Here is a 20,208-nt window from a genome sequence, read left to right as displayed (position 1 = left end):
ACCCACAATTTACTTTTGCCAATAAGTCTAAACTTAACCAAGTCGCAAGGAAAGCAATTATGTAAGCGCTTGCATTTTTCATGTAAGCGCTTACAAATGACATCGGACCGATTCCAAAGGGAGTCCTGGAAAATGTTTTTGACTGCATCCATCATCGTGTTCGTTATCTATTTTGCGAACGTTGCCATGGGGGCTTTTGCGGGCAGCGCGTTTCTGGGGGACGTAGGAGAGATGTTGGTCCTGTTCGCGGCGTCGATCCTGTTCGTTGTCGCAATTCTGAAAAGGGAAGCTGACCGCGACGCAGAGAGCGACAGCTGACTTTTTGCTTGGGAGGGCAATTGATGAACAACGACAGAAAAGAACTGGCATCGGCTGAACGCCGCAATTTCCTAAAGCTTAGCGCAAGCGGTGCATTCACCGCTGCACTGGTCGCTGGCGCGGGTGGCGTCCTGTGGTCGTCCGAGGTCGCAGCGCAGACCGCCAAGGAAGAGAAAGAGCGCGAGAACGCTGCAGAACATGTGATGACCATCGCAACGGCCTATGTGCTGGGCGCATCGCGCAGCTATCCGATCATGCAGCTGGATTTGAAAGAAAACATCCAGAACGCCACCAACGGCAAGGTATACGTAAAGCTGGCTCCGGGTGGTCAGCTGGGTGCGGGCGGATCGCTGGTGCAGAAGGTGCAGGGCGGCACCATTCAGGCCGCGCAACATTCGCTGTCGAACTTCGCACCCTTTGCGTCCACCGTTGACCTGATCAACATGCCGTATCTGTGCGGCTCGAACCAGCGTTTTACCAATCTGGTGCATTCCGACACTTGGAAGAACGAAGTTCACCCCAAGGTCGAGGCCGCCGGGTTCAAGGCGCTGTTCTATGTGGTGATCGACCCACGCGTCGTGGCGGTGCGTCAGGGCGGTAACCCCATCGTCACGCCGGGCGATATGAGCGGCGTAAAGTTCCGCGTTCCGGGCTCGAAAATGCTGCAGCAGTATTACCGGATGGTCGGCGCGAACCCGACGCCGGTGGCGTGGGGCGAGACACCCTCGGCGATCAAGCAGGGCGTGGCTGATGCGCTCGATCCCTCGGTTGGGGCGCTCTATGTCTTTGGGTTCAAGGACATTCTCAGCAACGTGACCTTCACGCAGGCAGTGCCAGACAGTCAGGTTTATTCCTGTAACCTGGAATGGTTCAACTCGATGCCTGCTGATGTGCAGGAAGGCATCATGTGGGGCGCGGAAATGACCAGCCACCAGAACCTGTCCAAAGTGCCTTCAGCCCGTGCCTTCGCAATGGCCGAGCTGAACAAGGCGGGCGTGCAATTCCAGTCGCTGACAGATGATCAGTTGGCCGAATGGAAAGATGTCGGCGGCTATCAGCGGTCGGAATGGGACCCGTTCAAGACCGAGTTGGCTGGGTCAATGGACAATTTTGAAAAGCTGGTCGAGGCGGCCGGAACGCAGGGCAAATACTACGTCCACGACGCGTAATACCAAGCCGACGGGCGCAGCCAATGTGCCCGCTATCATCCTTAGCAGTCTGGCCTCAATCGGCCCGTAACAGAAGGCCGCCGCCTGACTGCTCTTTTGCCGAGGGATACGATGACCGTTCTTCAAAACATAGACCGCAACGCCGAACGCTGGCTGCTGCTGGTGTTCTACGTGATGCTGGTGATTACAATGGCCATCGAGGTTCTGCGGCGAGAGATTTTCGCGTTTTCTTCGATCTGGGGTGAAGAAATCGTCCGTTATTCCTTCATCTATCTTGCGTGGATCGGGGCCGCAGCTGCGGTCCGGGAGCGCGCCCATATTCGCATCGACGTGATCATGCATTACCTGCCGCAACGCCCCAAGGCGCTGCTGTATATCTTTGGCGATCTGGTGATGTTCGTCGTGGCGATCATTGCACTTTACTGGTCATTCGAAGCGGTGCACGTCTCGGCCAAGTTCGGCTCGGTAACGGACGGGCTGAGGGTGTCCAAAGTTTGGTTCCTGATGGCTGTGCCCACTGGATTTGCGTTGATGATCTGGCGTCTGATCCAATCCTTCTTGCGCGATTTGAAATCCCTTCGTGACGGCACGCCCGTCTTCGAAGGCGACAAGCTGTTTGACTGAGGAGAAACAGGATGCTCTGGAATTCCCTCAATCAAACCGTTGAGCTGGGCTGGGACTTTTATCTGCCCGTTATTATGTTCGTTGGCCTGATTGCGCTGGCGGTTCCGGTCTGGGCCGCGATTGGCACGGCGGCGATCGTCATGCTGATCATGTCGGGCGACCTGCCGCTGAGCCTTGTGGGCGAAAGCCTGTTCACCGGCATCGACGCTTTTGCCCTGACCGCTGTGCCGCTGTTTATCCTGACGGGCGACGTGCTGGTTCGCACCGGGCTGTCGCGCAAATTTCTGGACGTGGCCGAGGCGCTGACCTGTTTCGCCAAGGGTGGCTTTGGCTCGGCCACGGTGTTGGTCTGTGGGATGTTTGCTGCGATTTCGGGCTCTGACGCGGCGGGGGCCGCCGCAGTGGGTCGCATGACCATCAACCGGCTGGTCGAAAGCGGCTATCCGCGCCCCTATGCCTGCGCGCTGGTGGCCGCCGGTGCCTGTACCGGTATCCTGATCCCACCTTCCATCGCCTACATCATCATCGGTCTTGTGCTGGGAATTTCTGCCTCGACCCTGTTCTTGGCGGCGTTGATCCCTGGTCTGGCCATTCTGGTGTCGATCCTGATCACCAACATCATCATGAACCGCCTCTATGCCTATGAAGGCGGCGGTATGATGACCATGGGGGAATGGTTGGCCAATCTAGGCAAAGCGCTGAAATCTGGCTGGTACGCCTTTATCGTGCCAGGCATCATCTTTTACGGTATCTTTTCGGGCCGCCTAACCCCGACCGAGGCGGGCGCGACCGCCGTCGTTGTCACCATCATCATGGGTTTTATTCTGCGCACGCTGACACTGGCCGATTTCCCCTCGATGCTGGTCAGCTCGGCCAAGGTGAACGGAGTTATCCTGCCGATCATCGCCTTCTCTGCCCCCTTGGCCGAGGCGCTGGCGATCATGGGTGTGCCGCAGGGTTTCGTGGCCTCCATCACCTCGCTGACCGATGATCCTTATCTGCTGATATTGCTAATGATCGGTATCCTGATCGCCGCTGGGTGCGTCATGGAAACGACGCCGAATATCGTCATCCTTGCCCCCATCCTAAAACCGCTGGCGGACAATATCGGCATGAACGAAATCCAGTTTTGCATCATGATGATCACCGCGTTGGGTGTGGGTTTCATCACCCCGCCGCTTGGCCTGAACCTGTTCGTCGTTTCTGGCATTACTGGTGAGTCCATTCTGAAGATTGCCGCGCGGGCCGTTCCCTTTGTATTGACAATGCTGATCGTGGTTTTGCTGATTGCATATGTCCCCGCGGTTTCGACCACATTGCTACCTGAAATCTACCAATAGGACTTGCTGACTATGCCTCGTGACTATCTGAAAAAGGCGACGTTGACCCCTGAATCTCATGCGTCCGAAGTGCATGAAACGGTCAAGACCATCCTGGCCGATATTGAGACGGGCGGTGATGCCAAAGCCATGGAATATGCGGCCAAGTTCGACAAATACGACGGCAATGTCCTAATGACGCAGGACGAGATTGACGCCGCCATCGCGCTTGTGCCGGAAAAACTGAAGGCTGACATCCGATTTGCCCATGATAACGTGCGCCGCTTTGCGGAAACGCAAAAGGCAACCGTGTCCGATGTTCAGATGGAGATCGTACCGGGGTTCATCGCTGGTCAAAAGGCGATCCCGGTAGACGCCGCTGGCTGTTACGTGCCTGGTGGCCGGTACAGTCACATCGCCAGCGCGATCATGACGGTCACAACCGCCAAGGTGGCTGGGTGCCGCCACATCACCGCCTGCTCTCCGCCCCGCCCGGGCGAAGGGGTTGCGCCTGCGATTGTCTATGCGGCGCATATCTGCGGGGCCGACAGCATTCTGGCGATGGGCGGCGTTCAGGGTGTGGCCGCGATGACCTATGGCCTGTTTGGACTGCCGCGCGCCAATATCCTTGTCGGGCCGGGCAATCAGTTTGTGGCCGAAGCCAAGCGCATTCTCTATGGCAAGGTCGGGATCGACATGATCGCAGGCCCGACTGACAGCCTGATCCTCGCCGATGGCAGTGCCGATGCGCATGTGGTTGCGACCGATTTGGTCAGCCAGGCCGAACACGGGTATAACTCGCCCGTTTGGCTGGTGACGGATGACCGGGCGCTGGCCGAGAAAGTGATGGAATTGGTTCCGGCTCTGATCGAAGACCTGCCCGAGTTGAACCGTGACAATGCCTTTGCCGCATGGCGCGACTATGCCGAGGTTATCGTTTGCTCGGACCGCGAGGAGATGGCTGCCTGTTCGGATGAATATGCGCCGGAACACCTGACTGTTCAGGCCGAGGATCTGGATTGGTGGCTGAACCGGTTGACCTGCTATGGCTCGTTGTTCCTGGGTGAAGAAACGACGGTTTCTTACGGCGACAAGGCGACGGGCACGAACCACGTGCTGCCGACATCTGGTGCCGCTAGCTATACCGGCGGTCTTAGTGTTCATAAATATATGAAGATCGTCACCTGGCAGAGGGCAACGCGCGAGGGGTCGAAGCCGATTGCTGTTGCGACCGCGCGAATTTCGCGACTGGAAGGGATGGAAGGGCACGCCCGCGCCGCAGATGTGCGTCTGGCAAAATATTTCCCCGACGAACAGTTCGACCTGACCGCAGATGGATGACCCCCGAACGCTTTTTGACCTGACCGGTCGGGTGGCGTGTGTCACCGGTGCCAGCTCGGGCCTTGGTCGCCGTGCGGCCAAGGCGTTGGCCGCCGCCGGTGCGCGCGTGGTCGGCGTGGCCCGTCGGCCCGAGGCGTTAGACGCACTAAAGGCCGAGATCGGTGACAGCGTCGACACCGTGGTCGCAGATGTGGCCGACCGGTCCGGGACCAATGCTTTGGTGGAAGAAATTGGATCGAAATTTGGACCTGCGGACATTGTTATTCACGCGGCCGGAGTGAACACGCGTGAGGCGGCAGATGATGTCACCGCCGAAGGTTGGGATGCGACCCTTGCGCTGAACCTCAGCGCGCCATTTTTCCTAAGTCAGGCGATGGTGCCTGCCATGAAAGAACGCGGTTGGGGGCGCATCGTGAACTTTGCCTCGTTGCAAACCACGCGAGCCTTTCCCGCCGGCATTGCCTATGGCGCTACCAAGGCCGGGATCGGGCAGCTGACCCGCGCTATGGCCGAGGCTTGGTCGCCGCATGGGATCACCGCCAATGCCATTGGGCCGGGGTTCTTCCCAACCGAACTGACGCAGGCGGTGTTTGACGACCCCGAACGCGCCGCCCGTAATGCGACGCAGACCTGCCTCCAGCGAAATGGGCGGATGGAAGATATCGACGGGCCGATCCTGTTTTTGTGCTCGAAAGCGTCGGATTACGTCACGGGGCAAGTGCTGATGGTCGATGGGGGGTTCACGGCGAAATGAAAGCTCTGGTCTACGAAGGTGTGGAACAAGTGGCATTTCGGGATGTCCCGGACGCCACGCCGCGTGAAGCCGAGCATCTGATCCGGATCGAGGCCGCAGGCATTTGCGGCTCGGACATGCACGCCTATCTGGGCCATGATGCACGTCGCCCGGCACCCTTGATCCTTGGGCATGAAGCCGCAGGCACGATTGTAGGCGGCGCGCGCGACGGAGCGCGCGTGACCATCAACCCGCTGGTGACCTGTGGGACGTGTGGCGCGTGTAAATCGGGACGCGAGAACCTGTGCGCGGACCGTCAGATCATTTCGATGCCGCCGCGTGAAGGGGCCTTTGCCCAATTTGTCGCCATGCCCGCTAGCAATCTGGTCGAGGTGCCAGCGCACGTGAGTTTCGCCAAGGCCGCACTGGCCGAGCCGCTGGCGGTCAGCTGGCACGCGGTCCGGCTGGGTCTTGAGGCGCTGCATCCGGCGATGGATCGCAAAGCGCTGGTGATAGGCGGCGGTGCCATCGGCGTAGCCGCTGCGTTGGCGTTGTCCGCGATGGGAGTCGAGGACGTGGTGATCGTCGAACCCAACGACACGCGGCGTTCGTATTTGCAGAACTCTGGCACGTTCAATGTGGTCACTGAGACGGCGCAAAGTTTCCCCTTGGTGATCGACGCAGTTGGCTATGCCGCCACCCGCGCTTTGGCCTCGGGTCTGGTTCAGCCGGGCGGTGTGATAGCGCATGTCGGGCTGGGTGAAGACGCCGGAGGGCTAGATATACGCCGCATGACCTTGCAGGAAATCACTTTTATCGGCACCTATACATATACGGCCGAGGATTTCCGGCAGACCGCGCAAGCCATTTTCGATGGCCGTTTGGGTGGGCTGGACTGGGTAGAAGAACGGGCCTTGTCTGATGGCGCCGAGGCGTTTCGTGACTTGCGCAAAGGGGCCGTAGCGGCCCCGAAAATCATTCTCGTGCCGTGGGCATAGACCCGGAAAACGGAGGGATTCATGTATAAAAAAATTCTGGTTCCAATGGCGTTGGATCACGATATCTCGCAACACACGCTAGAGGTCGCCCGTGCGCTGACCGCCGAGGGCGGCGAAATCGTCGCGCTGCATGTCTATGAGATGCCGCAGGGTTCGGTCAGTGCCTATCTGGATAAAGAGATGGTCGCCGAAGGCTTTCGGGCCGCTAACAGGGTGTTGAAGGAAAAGACTGAGGGGCTTGAGGGTATCCGACCCGAGATCGTCAAAGGTCACACCGCCCGGAGCATCATTGATTACGCCAATAACAACGACTTCGACTGTATCGTCATCGGCTCGCACAAGCCGGGCCTCAGCGACTATTTTCTGGGATCGACCGCGTCGCGCGTCGTCCGCCATGCCGGATGTGCGGTGCATGTGCATCGCGGCATCTGAACCATCAATCGCGCCCCGGGCGCCCCAAACAGGACTGACAGACCGGAAATGAACATAGACAAGAAGATCACTGACGATCTGGTTGCGAATGATATTTCATTCGTAACCACCGTCCCGTGTAAACAGCTTGCTGGCGTGATCGAGGAGATCGACGCGCGGGACGAGATTTTCCACATCCCGTCGAACAAGGAAGACGAAGGGATGGGCCTGTGCGCGGGGGCGTGGATGGGCGGCAAACGTCCTGCCATCATCATGCAGAACACGGCAATTGGCGTAACGATCAACACTCTGGCGACGCTGATCCAGTTCTATCGCATGCCGCTGCCCATGTTGATCTCATACCGAGGAGAGCTGCGTGAACCTGTTGCCTGTCAGGTGGAAATGGCGGTGCATACCAAGGCTCTGCTGGCGCAGATGAACATACCGACCTACCATTTTCACAAGCAATCGGATGTAGAAGAGCTCGACAACATCCTGAAATACACCTTCATGTGCAACAAGCCGGTCGCCATCCTGACCGATGCCAATTTCTGGGGAGGCTACGGCGACCAATGATCCGTTCTGAGATTCTGAAAGAGATCGCCCCGATCCTGCGCGACCAACTGGTTGTTTGCAACATCGGCATCCCCAGCCAGGAACTGCACGCAATCGATGATCAGCCGACTAATTTCTATATGCTGGGCACGATGGGTCTAGCCTCGTCCATCGGTCTTGGGTTGGCGCTGGCGCAACCGAAACCGGTGATCGTCATTGATGGGGATGGTTCGATTCTGACCAATCTTGGCACGCTGCCGACCATCGCCAACAACGTGGCCGACAACTATATCCTGTTGATCGTCGACAACGGTTCTTACGGCTCAACCGGGGACCAGCCGACCTATGCGGGGCAGAAAACCTCTCTGGCGAAAATGGCCGAGGCCGCCGGGTGTGACCGTGTGGTCGAATGTCAGGCCGAAGACACCGGCCGCGTGCTGCAAGAGGCGCTGGATGCCAAGCAGATGACTATCATCGTAGCCAAATGCGAAAGCGGCAATGCCAAGATGCCCGTTATCACCATGGACCCGGTGGTCATCCGTGACCGCTTTATGAAGGCCGTTCAGGCTTGATTCCAAGCAACGCTATCCACAGCGCAGAAGACGCCCGCCGTATCGCGCGGCGGCGTCTGCCGTGGATGGTATTTGACTACATTGACGGGGCAGCGGGGATAGGGACCGGTGCGGCCCGCAACCGAGCCGCTCTGGACGCCATGACCCTGCGCCCACGTGTGCTAAAGGATGTCAGCGATCGTTCACTGACGACCGAAGTGTTCGGTCAGCCTGCGAAGCGCCCCTTTGGCATCGCGCCGATGGGCATGTGTAACCTGTCCGCGCCCGGCGCCGATCTGATGCTGGCCCGGCTGGCCGCGCGGTATTCCGTACCTTTGGGCGTATCTACCGTCGCTTCGACGTCGATGGAGGAGATCATTGTCGAAGCCGAAGGCAACGCCTGGTTCCAGCTCTATTTCAGCGGCGACGGCTCGGGCACCTTCAAGCTGGTCGACCGAGCCCGCGCGGCGGGTTACGAGACGCTGGTGTTGACCGTGGATGTCCCCGAGGTCGGACGGCGCCCGCGCGAGCTGCGCCATGGGTTCAAGATGCCTTTTCGTATCGGCCCGCGACAGTTCGTTGATTTCGCCCTGCATCCCAAGTGGTCCATATCGACCCTGATGTCGGGCAAACCTCAGATGGCCAATTTTCAGGCTGAGGGCTACGATTTCGACCGCACAGAAAGCCGGGCAAAGGCGACGTGGGAAACGCTGACCCGTCTGCGCGACCAATGGGACGGAAAACTAGTCGTCAAAGGCGTGTTGGACCCTGAGGATGCGAAGGCCGTGAAAGCGGCGGGCGCAGACGCCCTTCAGGTCTCAAGCCACGGCGCGCGTCAACTGGACAGCGCCCCGGCCGCAATTGAGGCCCTGCGAGAGATTCGCACCGCCGTGGGCGACGAATACCCGCTGTTCTATGACAGCGGGTTGCAGTCGGGCGAGGATGCGATCAAGGCCCTGACAGCCGGTGCAGATTTTGTGTTCTTTGGGCGCATCATGCAGTTCGCTATGGCTGCCGCAGGCGAGACGGGCCTGCAGCAGTTGTGGGATGTGCTGAGCGATGAGTTCAGCATCACGATGGCCCAGATCGGGGTTACATCGATTGGTGATCTGAAGGTTTGACCGCGCGGATCACCTCTCGCGGTCTAAAAGTTGACCGTAGCCCGCGACGGGTTCAGCGATGTTCAACAGTTGCAGTGCCTGAAACAGCATGGCCTGGTTTGAACTGATCACCGGTTTTCCAACAGCGTCCTCCAGCCGGGCGATGGCCTCAACGCTGCGCATGTCGGTGCAGGACAAAACCAGCGCGTCGGCTTCGGGGTGATCGGCTGCACGGCCCAGTTCGAAGACGGCATCCGGATCAAGCGCCCCTTGGCCCTCATTGTCCAACGCTTCGGACACTTCGGAGCGTTGGATCGTGTCCACGCCCAGCTTGCTGAGAAATTCAATCGCCATATCGTTGATCGCTGGGACGTAGGGCGAGGCCAAGCCGATGCGCTTTGCCCCCAGTGTCGATAACGCATGAACCAAGGTCCCCGCGGCGGTTACCGTCTTGGCCCCGCTTTCGGCGCTGATCCGGCTGGCCAGATCTCGGTCGAACTCGGGGCCATGGGTCAGTGTGGCCGAGGTACAACCGTAAAAGACCACATCCGGTTTGGCTCCCATCAACAGGCGCAGGGGTTCATCCAAGTCAGCGGCCCCCAGATCGTGCATCTGGGATTCGTCGGGGATTTCATCCTCGTCATACCCACCCATGCGGGCCACGTGCAGCGAAATACCCGCAGGGGCCATCAAGGCCAGATCAGGTTCAAAATTGGTGTTTGTGAATGGCACGAGCAGGCCGAAACGGGCCCGCCCTCTGGATATGGTCATGTCTGTCCCTCCTGTTTCCATTGCGTCAGGATTTCTAGCGCTTTGTGCATCGCCGCCTGCGGGCCGACAGTCATGCGCAGGGTATGGGGCAAGCCTGCGCCACCTTGCGGGCGTAGGAATACGCCCTCGGATCGTAGCTTTTGATCCGCGCTTGCCGCGGCTTCGGAACTGCCAATGTTGATCAGCACAAAGTTGGTGAAACTTGGATAGGGGTCGAACCCGGCCTGTTTCAGTTGGGCCGCAGCCTGATCCCTCAAGCTTACCGTGATCGCACAGGTTTCGCGCATATACGCATTGTCCCGTACCGCTGCTGCGGCAGCGATTTGTGCGCTGGCTGGAACGTTGTTCGGGTTCATCACCTTTCGCAGCTCTCCGGCGATGGCAGGCGGGAACAGGCCCCAGCCGACACGAAACCCCGCCATGCCGTATGCCTTTGAGAATGTGCGTAAAACGACTGTGTTGCCGCCCTGAACCAGATCGAAGCACCGCTCGCCCAGATGATCGGCAAATTCGCCATAAGCTTCGTCGATCACCAGCAGGATGTCAGGCCGCAGACCCCGACGCAGGCGGACAAGCTCGGCTTTCGGGATGCGCGTGCCGGTTGGATTGCCCGGGTTCGCGACAAAGACGATGCCGGTATCCGGCCGGACGGCGGCCAGCAAGGCGTCGACGCTGACGACGGCATCCATCTCGGCGGCGGGGTCGAACCGTGCATTTGCCACCTTTGCTGCCGTCTTAAAGAAAGGATAGGCATGGGCGGGTGCAAGCACCGCTCGCTCTGGACCGGCGAACACGCGTGCCAGGCATCCAATCAGGTCCAACGACCCGTTGCCGCACAAAATACCGTCGGCGTCAATGCCGTGCAGTTCGGCCAAAGCGTGCCGCAGGTCCGTCCAGTCCGGATCGGGGTAGAGCATCGACGTTCCCAATGCCTGCGCCGCTGCCTCGATCGCCTTGGGGCTGGGCGGGCGCAGGCATTCATTCTGCGACAGTGAGATCAGAGTTTTATCCTCTGGCGCGTCCAGATTGGCCAGCGCATAGGGCGACATGCGCGCAATGTGCGGGTGCGGTTGGGTCATGTCTGTCTCCGGTACTGGGTCTGTGCCATCGCCTCGCTGACAAGCCCCGCGCGGACGTCGTTTTGCACTGCATCGTCCGAGCGTTCCTCGGGCAGGCCGAAGCCGCCGCCACCCGGAGTTTCAAAGATCAGTGTTTCACCGGCCTTGATCCGAGCTTCACCTTTGCCCGGCAGTTGGCGGTTTTCCGGCTGAACGGTGATGCGACCGGGCGCGCCGTTCAACCCACCGTCACGGCCACTGGCAGGGTTATTGATCCGCTCGACCGACAGGAACAACATCAGGTCCTGATCCTTTGACGCGCTGAGTTCGATGTGCTGCCCCAGCCCGCCCCGCAAACGTCCGGCGCCACCAGAGTCGGGCCGCAGTTCACGGCGGTGAAACAGCACGGGGGCAACCGCCTCGGTGGTTTCGACCTGGCTGCCCCAGACGCCGCTGGGGAAGGCCGTGGCCGACAGGCCGTCAAGACGGGGCCGCGCTCCTGTGCCGCCGTTGAAAACAAGTTCCAACGCAAACTGATCATCGCCACGGTCGATCGCTTCGGGCGCGTGGCGCATGGGCAGGTCATACATGCACGATGCCCCCTCGGCCGGAACCTTGTCGGGCAGGGCCTGTGATAGACACCCATAAACCAGATCGGGTGTCATCTGCCCCAACGTGTGCCGCATCGCCACCGGAGCCGGGGGTTGCGCGTTCAGAATACAGCCCTCGGGGCCCGTCACCCGAAACGGGTCGAGCGAGCCCGCATTGTTCGGAATATCCGACCCGATGATGCACCGCAGGGCAAAGACGGAATAGGCGGTTGCATAGTTCAGCGGAACGTTGATCCCTTTGCCCACGCAGGCTGCGGTGCCGTCGAAATCCAGAAGCAGGTGATCGTCCGCGATGGTCAGGGCGGCGTGCAGCTCGATCTCTTCATCGTAACCATCCACTTTCAGCACATGTTGCCACGTGCCCTTTGGCAGGGTGGCAATGGCTCCTAGCGTGCCGCGCCGGGACGTTTCGATGATGTAATCGGACAGCGCGTTCAGGTCGGTGATACCGAATTCCTGCATCATCTGAACCAGCCGCGTTGACCCGGCCTCGCAACAGGCGATCAGAGCGTAGATGTCCCCTTCGTTGGCGATGGGCTCGCGCGAGTTGGCTTTGACGATCTCAAGCAACAGGGCATTGACCTCACCCTGACTGACCAGTTTGCAGGGCGGGATCAGCAGCCCTTCGTCATAAATATCGGACCCTTCCGGCCCCATGCCCAACCCGCCGAGATCGACCAGATGCGAGGTACAGGCCGTATAGCCGATAACGGTGTCGTCATAGAACACAGGCATCATCAGCAAAAAGTCATTCAAGTGGCCCGAGGCGATCCACGGATCGTTGGTCATGTAGATGTCGCCGGGTTTCATGTCGGTCTGGGCAAATCTGGCACGTAAGGTTTTGACCGCCTCGGCCATGGTGTTGATATGCCCGGGCGTGCCGGTGACGGCCTGTGCCAGCATCCGGCCCTGCATGTCGAAAATCCCGGCCGAGATATCACCGCATTCGCGCACGATCGGGCTGAAGGCCGCGCGGATCAGAGCCTGACCCTGTTCCTCGACCACGGCCAGAAGTCGGTTCCACATCACTTGCAGGCGTGTATCTGATTGGATCATCGCTGGGCCTCCTCTTGCCGCGTCAGCCAGATATTTCCTTGGCCATCGACGGTTGCGCTGAAATCTGCGCTGACAAATGTGGTCGTTTGTGCTTCGACAATCAGTGCCGGACCGCTGAGCGCGGCGCCGGGCGCCAGATCGTTGCGGTTGTAGACACTTGCAGCGCGCCATTCTCCGGTGACGTCGCACAGAATCTGGCGCTGTTCGGTCGTTTCTGTCTGCTGATGACCCGGATTGTCGGGATAGGGTTCATGTGCAGGCGCGGGTGATGAGACGGACAGCCCCCAGTTCAGAATCTCGATGGTCATGCCAGGTACGATCCGGCTGAACTGTCGGCTGTATTCTGCCTCAAATGCCAGCCTCAACGCATCCAGATCCGAATCCGCCAAAGCGCGGTCGGGCAGGCGGATTTCGATCTCATGCCCTTGGCCGTGATATCGCATATAGGCGATCCGGCGTTGCAGCAGCGCCCCATCGGGCGCACCCGCGCGGACAACTTGTTCGGCCTCGGTTTGCATACTGTCGAAGAACCGGTTCAGCCCGTCGATATCCAGACTGTCCAGCCGTGCATAGCGCGACCGGATGACCTCATATGAAACTGGCGCGAACAGAAATCCAACAGCCGAGCCAACACCCGGATCACGCGGGATCAGTATGCGTCGCATCTGGGCACGCCTGGCCACACGGGTGGCGTGCAGTGGGCCGTTGCCGCCAAATGCGATCATCAGCCGGTTGCCAAGATCCTTGCCGGATTCCACCGCGTGCATACGGCCCGCACTGGCCATGCTTTCGTCGACAATCTCGCTGACCGCAAAGGCGGCCTGATCGGGGCTCAGGCCTAACGTGTTGCCGACATCCTTCGCCATCGCCTGTTGTGCCGCGATTTCATCAATCTGCAGCCGTCCTTCTGCAAAACGCCCCGGTTCGATCAGACCCAGCGTCAGATCTGAATCGGTGACCGTTGGGTTTTCCCCGCCCTTGCCAAAGGCCGCTGGGCCGGGGTCTGATCCGGCGCTGTGGGGGCCGACCTGAATGCGGCCCAGACGGTCGACACTAGCGATGGAACCACCTCCAGCACCGATCTCGATCATCTCGATTACCGGTATCCGAACCGGCATGCCCGAGCCTTTGATAAAGCGTTCGGCCCGCGAGATTTCGAACTTGCGCGCGGTCTGGGGGCGATATTCGTCGATCAGGCACAGCTTGGCGGTGGTGCCGCCCATGTCAAAGGACAGCACGTCGGTCTCACCCGTGGCTTCAGCGATGCGGGCGGCCAAAACGGCCCCCCCGGCGGGGCCGGATTCCACCAGACGGATCGGCAGTCGGGCGGCGGTGTCCAGCGTGGTCATGCCGCCACCAGCCGTCATCATCAGGATCGGGCAGACCAGTCCCATCTGTCGGAACCGTGCCTCAAAGTCCTGCAGATATCCGGCCATGAGCGGTTGCACATAGGCGTTGGCAATTGTGGTACACAGCCGGTCGAACTCGCGCGCTTCGGGGCTGACCTCGTGGCTGAGCGAGATGACCAAACCAGGCATATGCTGCGCCAGCAGATCGCGCAGGGCCAGTTCATGCGCGGGGTTGGCATAGGCGTGCAGCAGGCAGATGGCCACGGCCTCGACCCCAAGCGCCGTCAGTTCGTCCACCAAAGGCGCGGTGGCGGTCGCGTCCAGCGGCTCCAGCTCTTGCCCATTGGCCTCCATACGTCCGCCGATGGTCAGCGAATGAGTGCGCGGCACGATCAGATCCGGCTTGACCAGATCAATAGCATACTGGCTATAGCGCCGCTCATAAGCGATTTCGAGGATATCGCGGAACCCGCGCGTGGTGATGGTGGCGGTCGCGGCCCCGCGCCGTTCGATCAGCGCGTTTGTGGCCAGCGTGGTGCCGTGGATGAAACCGCTCACCTGATGCCAGTCGGCACCGGCGGTTTCAAGCACATGCGTGGCACCTGCAACTGCGCCAAGGGCAGGGCGGTGTGGTGTGGTGGGAGTTTTGGTCGTTGCCACCACCTGAGATGCGCTGTTCAGCAGAACGGTATCGGTGAACGTACCGCCGATATCGATTGCCATGCGCAATCCATCTGGTTGGATCATTTGGGTATCAGCCTGAAAGAGTGGAGCAGACCCGAAGCCGGGTCAGATGAAGACGGTCTGTCCCCCGCGGGTCAGACGACCAGATCGCACCCGGTATCGCGACGCATCATCGGTTGTCGAAGGTTGGCTGTCACAGCTTCGGTTCCTCGTCTTCGAATGAAGGGACATTGAGTTAGGAATACCCCATCCGTCAACACATCTTTCGTGCTCCGTGCAGATTTGGTTCCATTCCAACATTGTGATATGACGTGAGGTAAGGCGCATCCCACTCAGAAATGTTCCGAAATTTCATCACAAGGGGGTAAGTCATGAAATTCAGTCCTATAACACATAGACTTCTGGTTGGCGCGGGCCTGACACTGGCGGCTCTGTCTCCGGCGCTGGCGCAGGACCGCGAGGAAAGCCAGGGCATGGTGCTGCTGCGCGGCTTGCCGACTCTGGATACGAAACACAGCATCGCGATCATCGAACTGGACCCGGAGTCGGACAGGTTCGGAGAGATTCTCAGCGAAGTTGAACAGCCCGAGATGGAGCATCCCCTGCACCATCTGTACTACAGTCCGAATGGCAGGCTCTATTCCACCGGGCTTGATCCGTCGTGCAGCCTGGCTGAGGTCGGGCTGTCCCGCGATGCGAATGGTGCGCCGGTGATTTCGGGCTTCACCTGTCTGGATACGCAGGGACAAATGGTGGGTGAAGACATCATGTGGGCCAATTCCAACGGTCAGGAATATATGTTCGTGACCTTCATGGGTGGAACCGGCGGCGATGATGGCGGCTCAGTCGGGGTATTTGATCCACAGACAAATGAGGTCGTCAAAGTAATCGAAGCACGCAAGAGTCAGGTGGGCGAAGGTGCCCCCTTTATCATGTATCCGCATGGCATCTCGGCGTTTGAGGATCGTATGGTCGTGACCTCGACCGTGCATCCGGATCTGGCCACCGGCGTTGGCAACATGCTGACGATCATTGATCTGAACGCGCTGGAACCCATCGAAAATATCTTGGTTGAGAAGGAAAAGCCGTTGGACTTCCCATCCTCTCCGGTTGAGGTTTTGTTTGCCCGCCCGGGCATGCACCCTGATATCGAGCCGGCCATTCTGGCGAATACCATGTTCGGGTTCGAGACCTGGAAAGTGCCTTATGACGCCAGTTCCAAGAGTTTTGGTGAGGCCGAAGTGATCTATAGCGGTGTCGCCAATGAAACCGCTGTGCCGCTGGAATTCTACGGCACCGAGGATGAGCTGTTCATCTCACACGCGCTGCCGGGTGTGGTGAAACGCTATGAACTGGCTGCGCTGCCCGAGCTGGTGTCCAGCGGGCCGGATATCGTCGCCGATCCGGGCGCGCATCACATGATCTTTTTTACTTCGGCTTCGGGGCGCGATCTGATCGCCGTTCAGAACAACCTGCTGAATCTGGGTAACGGTGCCGACGATGATCCGACCGATGTGGATTTTATCGCCGATCTGGCCAGCCACACGATCTCGGTTCACGATCTGGAAACCGGGGAACGTCTGGCTACGATTGACTTCAAAGAGCGCTACAACAAGGGGGTGGATAACCTCGAAGGGCTGTTTGGCTCGGGGTTTGTTCACCACCACTGACGGCCTTTTGGGGGGTGGAATGCGTTGGGTTGCGTTGATCCTGGCTGCCGCAGGGATTACGGTGGCCGGTTGGATGGTCTGGGATCGGATGCGCGGCCCGACGGCGACACCGATTGCCGATTTCTCAGCCCCTTTCGTGTTCGGGCGGTTTGCCGTTCCGCCCGACAACACGCTGACGCAAGAGGCGTTCACGTTGGGTCGGCACCTGTTCTATGATCCCATCCTGTCAGGCAACAACGAGGTGTCCTGCGCCACCTGTCACGTGCAGGAATTGGCGTTTACCGACGGGCTGGCAAAATCACCAACATTGTCCGGGGGTGAGCTGGACTTTAGTTCAATGAGCCTTGTCAATTTGCTTTGGGGACAAGAGAGGTTCTTCTGGGACGGCCGCGCGACCTCGCTGGAGGAACAGGCGTTGATACCGATCCAGCATCCGGACGAGATGGGGCAGGATATCGGCGCTCTGATGGAGGAGCTTCGGGCCTCGGGGTCTTATCGCAAAATGTTCCGTCAGGCATATGGCGCGGTCACGCCCGAGAATACTGCCAAGGCGCTGGCGACTTTTATGAGGTTGTTGATTTCATCGGACTCTAAATACGATCAATACCTACGGGGTGAGGTCCGGTTGACCGCGCAGGAAGAACACGGGCGTAAGCTGTTCATGGCGCATCCCGATACCAAGGTGTCCTTGCGGGGCGGCAATTGCATCGATTGCCACAGCCAGTTCCTGACCTCGGGCTTTCGCGATGCCCTAGACGGGTTTTCCAACAATGGGCTGGACCCGGATGAGACCTTGCCTGACGGTCTGATGGCGGTGACAGGTAACCCGGCGCATATGGGGTTCTTCAAGGTTCCGACCCTGCGCAACATCGCCGTTACCGCACCCTATATGCACGACGGTCGGTTCGAGACTCTGGAAGACGTGATGGACCACTACAACGAGGGTATCGTGATCAGCGATACGCTCAGCCCATTGATCCTTGAGGCCGACAACGCGCCCGAGACTGGGCAGGACACGGTGGGTCTGCGCATGACGCCCGAAGAAAAACAGGCCATCATCGCCTTTTTGCACACCCTGACGGATGAGGCGTTTCTAACTAACCCGCAGTTTTCCAACCCGTTCGAGGGAGGTTCGTGATGCGTAGGATCATTGTAGTTTTGACCGTACTGGCCTTGATTGCGGTGTGGTTCGTTTTGAACCTAGGGCAAAACAAAGCCGCACCGGTCACGCTGACATTCCACGCCCAGATGGGGGATGAACCCCTGATCTATGATCAATTCATCTATGACAATCCGGGCGGGCAGGGGCAGTTCAGGGTGCGTGACTTCCGGTTCTACCTCAGCAACCTGTCATTCGGGCACGGCGATGAAACCTATGCCGAACCCGATAGCTATCACTTGATACGCTTTGACAATGTGGGCAGCGCACATTCGATCACCCTACCAGAGGTGCCTTTGACATCAATTGAAACCGTGCGGTTTCTGATCGGTGTCGACCCTGCGGCGAATACCTCGATCGAAGCGCGTGGGGATCTGGACCCAAACAGCCAGATGGCTTGGAATTGGGAGGTCGGATACAAATTCGTCGTATTCGAAGGGGCGCTGCAGGTGGGTGAGGACGTGTCTCCTCTGGTCTATCACGTGGGGTTTTCCGAGAACGCGCGCGAGGTTGAATTTTCGGTTCCGGCAAAGGCTCTGGCAGACGGACAGCAAGAGGTTCATCTGACCGTCGAATTGTCAAAACTGTTCGACAACGCGGCACAGATCGACATGCAGGCGCTGCCCTCGGTCAAGTTTAACCGCATAGATGCCGAGGCGCTGGCCAACAATTTCGCCACCATGATCGCACCGAATTTCTGAAGGTATTCAGCTTGGCGAAGGGTGGTCTTTCATGAACATCGGACCGCCGCGCCAGCGGGGGAAGCCATATCCGTTGACCATGACCACGTCGATATCCTCGGGGCGATGTGCGATGCCTTCCGCCAAAAGCGCCTGTGCCTCACCCTGCATGGTGGATAGAATGCGCTGGACGATCTCGGTGTCGGAGATCGGAGTGCGCGCGATCTTTTTGCGCGCGGATTCCGCCAGAACAAGGTTTTCCACCCATTGTGACGGGGTCGTCTTACCGTCCGCGTAATCATACCATCCATTGCCAGTCTTGCGCCCGAACCGGCCAGCCTCGCATAGCTTGTCGGCAATGTGGATATAGCGTTGGGCGGGATCGCGGGTCGCCGCTTGGTTTTTGCGCTTGGCCCATCTGATGTCGAGGCCGGCAAGGTCCTGCATTTCAAACACACCCATAGGAAAGCCAAAATCGCGCATCGCCTGGTCAACATCCCAGGGCAGTGCGCCGTCTTCGACCATGTATTCGCATTCACGTCGGTAGGCGGACATGATGCGGTTGCCGATGAACCCGTTACAAACACCGGAGGGCACGGCGATTTTCCCAAGCTTTTGCGCCAACGCGAACCCAGCGGCCACAACGGGTGGCGCGGTTTTGTCAGGAATGATGACTTCAACCAGTTTCATGATGTGAGCGGGTGAGAAGAAGTGAAGGCCGATCACACGGTCGGGGTATTTGGTCTGGTCGGCGATAGCGTTGATATCCAGATAGGACGTGTTGCTGGCCAGAATGGCGTCGCACCGCACGTGTTTGTCTAGCTCCTGAAATATTTGTGTTTTCAGCTCCATGTTTTCGAAGACTGCCTCGATGATCAGATCGGTTTCAGCCAGAGTTGCAAATTCAGTTGTTGTTGTCAGCGCAGCGATCAGAGCGTCTTGCTTGCTTTGATGGATCAGGCCGCGTTTCCGGGTGTTGGCCAGAATGGCTACGACGCGATCTTGCCCGACCGTGCGGGCCGCATCATCCCTTTCGACCAACGTCACCGGCAGTCCGGCCAACAGGCAGGCCGCTGCAATGCCGGCCCCCATGGTGCCCCCACCGATCACGCCGATACTTTCAACTGGATGGTGTGTTACGTCTTTCAGTTCGGATAGTTTTGATGCCGATCTCTCGGCAAAGAATATGTACCGTAAAGAGGCGCTTTGTGGGTCGGATTTGAGGGTCAGGAAGGCTTCACGCTCTTGGATCAGGGCTTGATCTGCTGGCAGTTCGAGCGCCGCCTGCACAGCCTTTGCCGCCGCAACGGGAGCGTGTGCGCCGCGTGCTTTGGATATGATGTGGGTCTTCGCTGCGTTCCACGCGGCGGGGTTTGCAACGGGCTGGGCGCCTCGATGCCGCAACGCAGTTTTGGTACGATCCCTTGCGGCCAATCGGGCCAGCGCACTGGCGCAGGCCGTCAGATCTTGGTCGGCAATGTCGTCAATCAATCCTAGTCCCAGCGCTTTCTCTGCCGAGATCGGCTTGCCGCTGGCCACCATGTTCAGGGCCTCAAGCGGGTCGATCAGGCGCGGCAGTCGAACGGTGCCACCCGCGCCGGGGATCAAACCCAGAGTGACTTCGGGCAGGCCAAGCTTGGTGCCGGGGTGTGCTACGCGGTGACTGCACCCAAGCGCGATCTCAAGCCCGCCGCCCAGGACAGAACCGTGCAGCGCCGCGACCCAAGGTTTTGTCGTGTCTTCAATCGCTTGGATAACGTCCGGCAGATGAGGTTCCAGCGGCGGCTTGTCAAACTCGCGGACATCCGCGCCAGCCGTAAAGGTTCGACCCTCGGCGCGCAGTATGACGGCCTTGACCGCAGCATTCGCTTCGGTCTGTTCAATGGCCGCCAGCAGTCCCGCGCGCACCGCCTGACTGGCCGCGTTCACAGGCGGGTTGTCGATGATCACAACCGCCAGATCGTCCTTTGTTTCGACACGCACCACCATCTGGCCACCCGACGTTTTGGAGAACATACCAAAGCCTAGCTTTGCACAAATAAACTTCAAGC

The 20,208-nt window shown here is 59.2% G+C and carries 19 protein-coding genes; 14 read left to right on the top strand and 5 right to left on the bottom strand.

Annotated features, from left to right (window positions below; all coding sequences use genetic code 11):
• Positions 1-132: 132 nt before the first annotated feature.
• The 11 genes from ACR0DT_RS12570 (at position 133) to ACR0DT_RS12520 (ending at position 9,140) form a co-directional block, all read left to right on the top strand.
• Entirely contained in the window at positions 133-318 is a 186-nt protein-coding gene (locus ACR0DT_RS12570) for a hypothetical protein (protein ID WP_480711079.1), read from the top strand.
• A gap of 23 nt (positions 319-341) precedes the next feature.
• Entirely contained in the window at positions 342-1,487 is a 1,146-nt protein-coding gene (locus tag ACR0DT_RS12565; protein ID WP_480711078.1) for a TRAP transporter substrate-binding protein, read from the top strand.
• Between the two features lie 111 nt (positions 1,488-1,598).
• Entirely contained in the window at positions 1,599-2,111 is a 513-nt protein-coding gene (locus ACR0DT_RS12560; RefSeq protein WP_170350908.1) for a TRAP transporter small permease, read from the top strand.
• Between the two features lie 11 nt (positions 2,112-2,122).
• Positions 2,123-3,451 carry a TRAP transporter large permease gene (locus tag ACR0DT_RS12555; protein ID WP_480711077.1) on the top strand — a complete coding sequence of 443 codons (1,329 nt, stop codon included), beginning with the start codon at positions 2,123-2,125 and terminating at the stop codon, positions 3,449-3,451.
• Positions 3,452-3,463: 12 nt separating this feature from the next.
• Positions 3,464-4,771 carry a histidinol dehydrogenase gene (gene hisD / locus ACR0DT_RS12550; protein WP_480711076.1) on the top strand — a complete coding sequence of 436 codons (1,308 nt, stop codon included), beginning with the start codon at positions 3,464-3,466 and terminating at the stop codon, positions 4,769-4,771.
• Positions 4,764-5,525: an SDR family NAD(P)-dependent oxidoreductase gene (locus ACR0DT_RS12545; protein WP_480711075.1), complete on the top strand. Its 762-nt coding sequence runs from the start codon at positions 4,764-4,766 to the stop codon at positions 5,523-5,525. Before hisD ends, ACR0DT_RS12545 begins: the two co-directional genes overlap by 8 nt.
• On the top strand, positions 5,522-6,502 hold the full coding sequence (locus ACR0DT_RS12540) for an alcohol dehydrogenase catalytic domain-containing protein (RefSeq protein WP_480711074.1): 981 nt from the start codon (positions 5,522-5,524) through the stop codon (positions 6,500-6,502). The genes ACR0DT_RS12545 and ACR0DT_RS12540 overlap by 4 nt, the downstream gene beginning before the upstream one ends.
• Positions 6,503-6,523: 21 nt before the next feature.
• The gene (locus ACR0DT_RS12535; protein WP_480711073.1) at positions 6,524-6,934 is read left to right on the top strand and encodes a universal stress protein; all 411 of its coding nucleotides are present in this window, start codon (positions 6,524-6,526) and stop codon (positions 6,932-6,934) included.
• A gap of 48 nt (positions 6,935-6,982) precedes the next feature.
• Positions 6,983-7,489 (top strand): sulfopyruvate decarboxylase subunit alpha, encoded by a 507-nt coding sequence (gene comD, locus ACR0DT_RS12530; protein WP_480711072.1) that lies wholly within the window; start codon positions 6,983-6,985, stop codon positions 7,487-7,489.
• A complete protein-coding gene (comE, locus tag ACR0DT_RS12525; RefSeq protein ID WP_480711071.1) occupies positions 7,486-8,040 on the top strand; it encodes a sulfopyruvate decarboxylase subunit beta in 555 nt (184 codons plus the stop codon). The genes comD and comE overlap by 4 nt, the downstream gene beginning before the upstream one ends.
• Positions 8,040-9,140: an alpha-hydroxy acid oxidase gene (locus ACR0DT_RS12520; RefSeq protein WP_480711299.1), complete on the top strand. Its 1,101-nt coding sequence runs from the start codon at positions 8,040-8,042 to the stop codon at positions 9,138-9,140. Before comE ends, ACR0DT_RS12520 begins: the two co-directional genes overlap by 1 nt.
• A 9-nt stretch (positions 9,141-9,149) precedes the next feature.
• Here the strand turns inward: ACR0DT_RS12520 and ACR0DT_RS12515 are convergent, their stop codons facing one another.
• Genes ACR0DT_RS12515 through ACR0DT_RS12500 form a run of 4 tightly spaced genes read right to left on the bottom strand, consistent with a single transcriptional unit; the run spans position 9,150 to position 14,711 of the window.
• Positions 9,150-9,890 (bottom strand): maleate cis-trans isomerase family protein, encoded by a 741-nt coding sequence (locus ACR0DT_RS12515; protein WP_480711070.1) that lies wholly within the window; start codon positions 9,888-9,890, stop codon positions 9,150-9,152.
• Positions 9,887-10,969 (bottom strand): pyridoxal phosphate-dependent aminotransferase, encoded by a 1,083-nt coding sequence (locus ACR0DT_RS12510; protein WP_480711069.1) that lies wholly within the window; start codon positions 10,967-10,969, stop codon positions 9,887-9,889. The genes ACR0DT_RS12515 and ACR0DT_RS12510 overlap by 4 nt, the downstream gene beginning before the upstream one ends.
• Positions 10,966-12,615, bottom strand: coding sequence for a hydantoinase B/oxoprolinase family protein (locus ACR0DT_RS12505; protein ID WP_480711068.1), 1,650 nt, complete (start codon positions 12,613-12,615; stop codon positions 10,966-10,968). The genes ACR0DT_RS12510 and ACR0DT_RS12505 overlap by 4 nt, the downstream gene beginning before the upstream one ends.
• On the bottom strand, positions 12,612-14,711 hold the full coding sequence (locus tag ACR0DT_RS12500) for a hydantoinase/oxoprolinase family protein (protein WP_480711067.1): 2,100 nt from the start codon (positions 14,709-14,711) through the stop codon (positions 12,612-12,614). Before ACR0DT_RS12500 ends, ACR0DT_RS12505 begins: the two co-directional genes overlap by 4 nt.
• Positions 14,712-15,019: 308 nt before the next feature.
• Between ACR0DT_RS12500 and ACR0DT_RS12495 the strand changes: the two genes are divergently transcribed.
• The 3 genes from ACR0DT_RS12495 to ACR0DT_RS12485 are packed head-to-tail and all read left to right on the top strand — an operon-like array spanning position 15,020 to position 18,178.
• Positions 15,020-16,318 carry a hypothetical protein gene (locus ACR0DT_RS12495; RefSeq protein ID WP_480711066.1) on the top strand — a complete coding sequence of 433 codons (1,299 nt, stop codon included), beginning with the start codon at positions 15,020-15,022 and terminating at the stop codon, positions 16,316-16,318.
• Positions 16,319-16,337: 19 nt separating this feature from the next.
• Entirely contained in the window at positions 16,338-17,456 is a 1,119-nt protein-coding gene (locus tag ACR0DT_RS12490; protein WP_480711065.1) for a cytochrome-c peroxidase, read from the top strand.
• Positions 17,456-18,178: an MbnP family protein gene (locus ACR0DT_RS12485; RefSeq protein ID WP_480711064.1), complete on the top strand. Its 723-nt coding sequence runs from the start codon at positions 17,456-17,458 to the stop codon at positions 18,176-18,178. The genes ACR0DT_RS12490 and ACR0DT_RS12485 overlap by 1 nt, the downstream gene beginning before the upstream one ends.
• Positions 18,179-18,184: 6 nt before the next feature.
• On the opposite strand, the gene ACR0DT_RS12480 is transcribed toward ACR0DT_RS12485, so the two are convergent.
• On the bottom strand, positions 18,185-20,173 hold the full coding sequence (locus ACR0DT_RS12480) for a 3-hydroxyacyl-CoA dehydrogenase NAD-binding domain-containing protein (RefSeq protein WP_480711063.1): 1,989 nt from the start codon (positions 20,171-20,173) through the stop codon (positions 18,185-18,187).
• Positions 20,174-20,208: the final 35 nt, after the last annotated feature.

It is taken from the genome of Ruegeria sp. BI11 (assembly GCF_056538005.1).
Note: the sequence above shows the minus strand (reverse complement) of the source record. Positions and strands in the feature narration are given on the sequence as shown.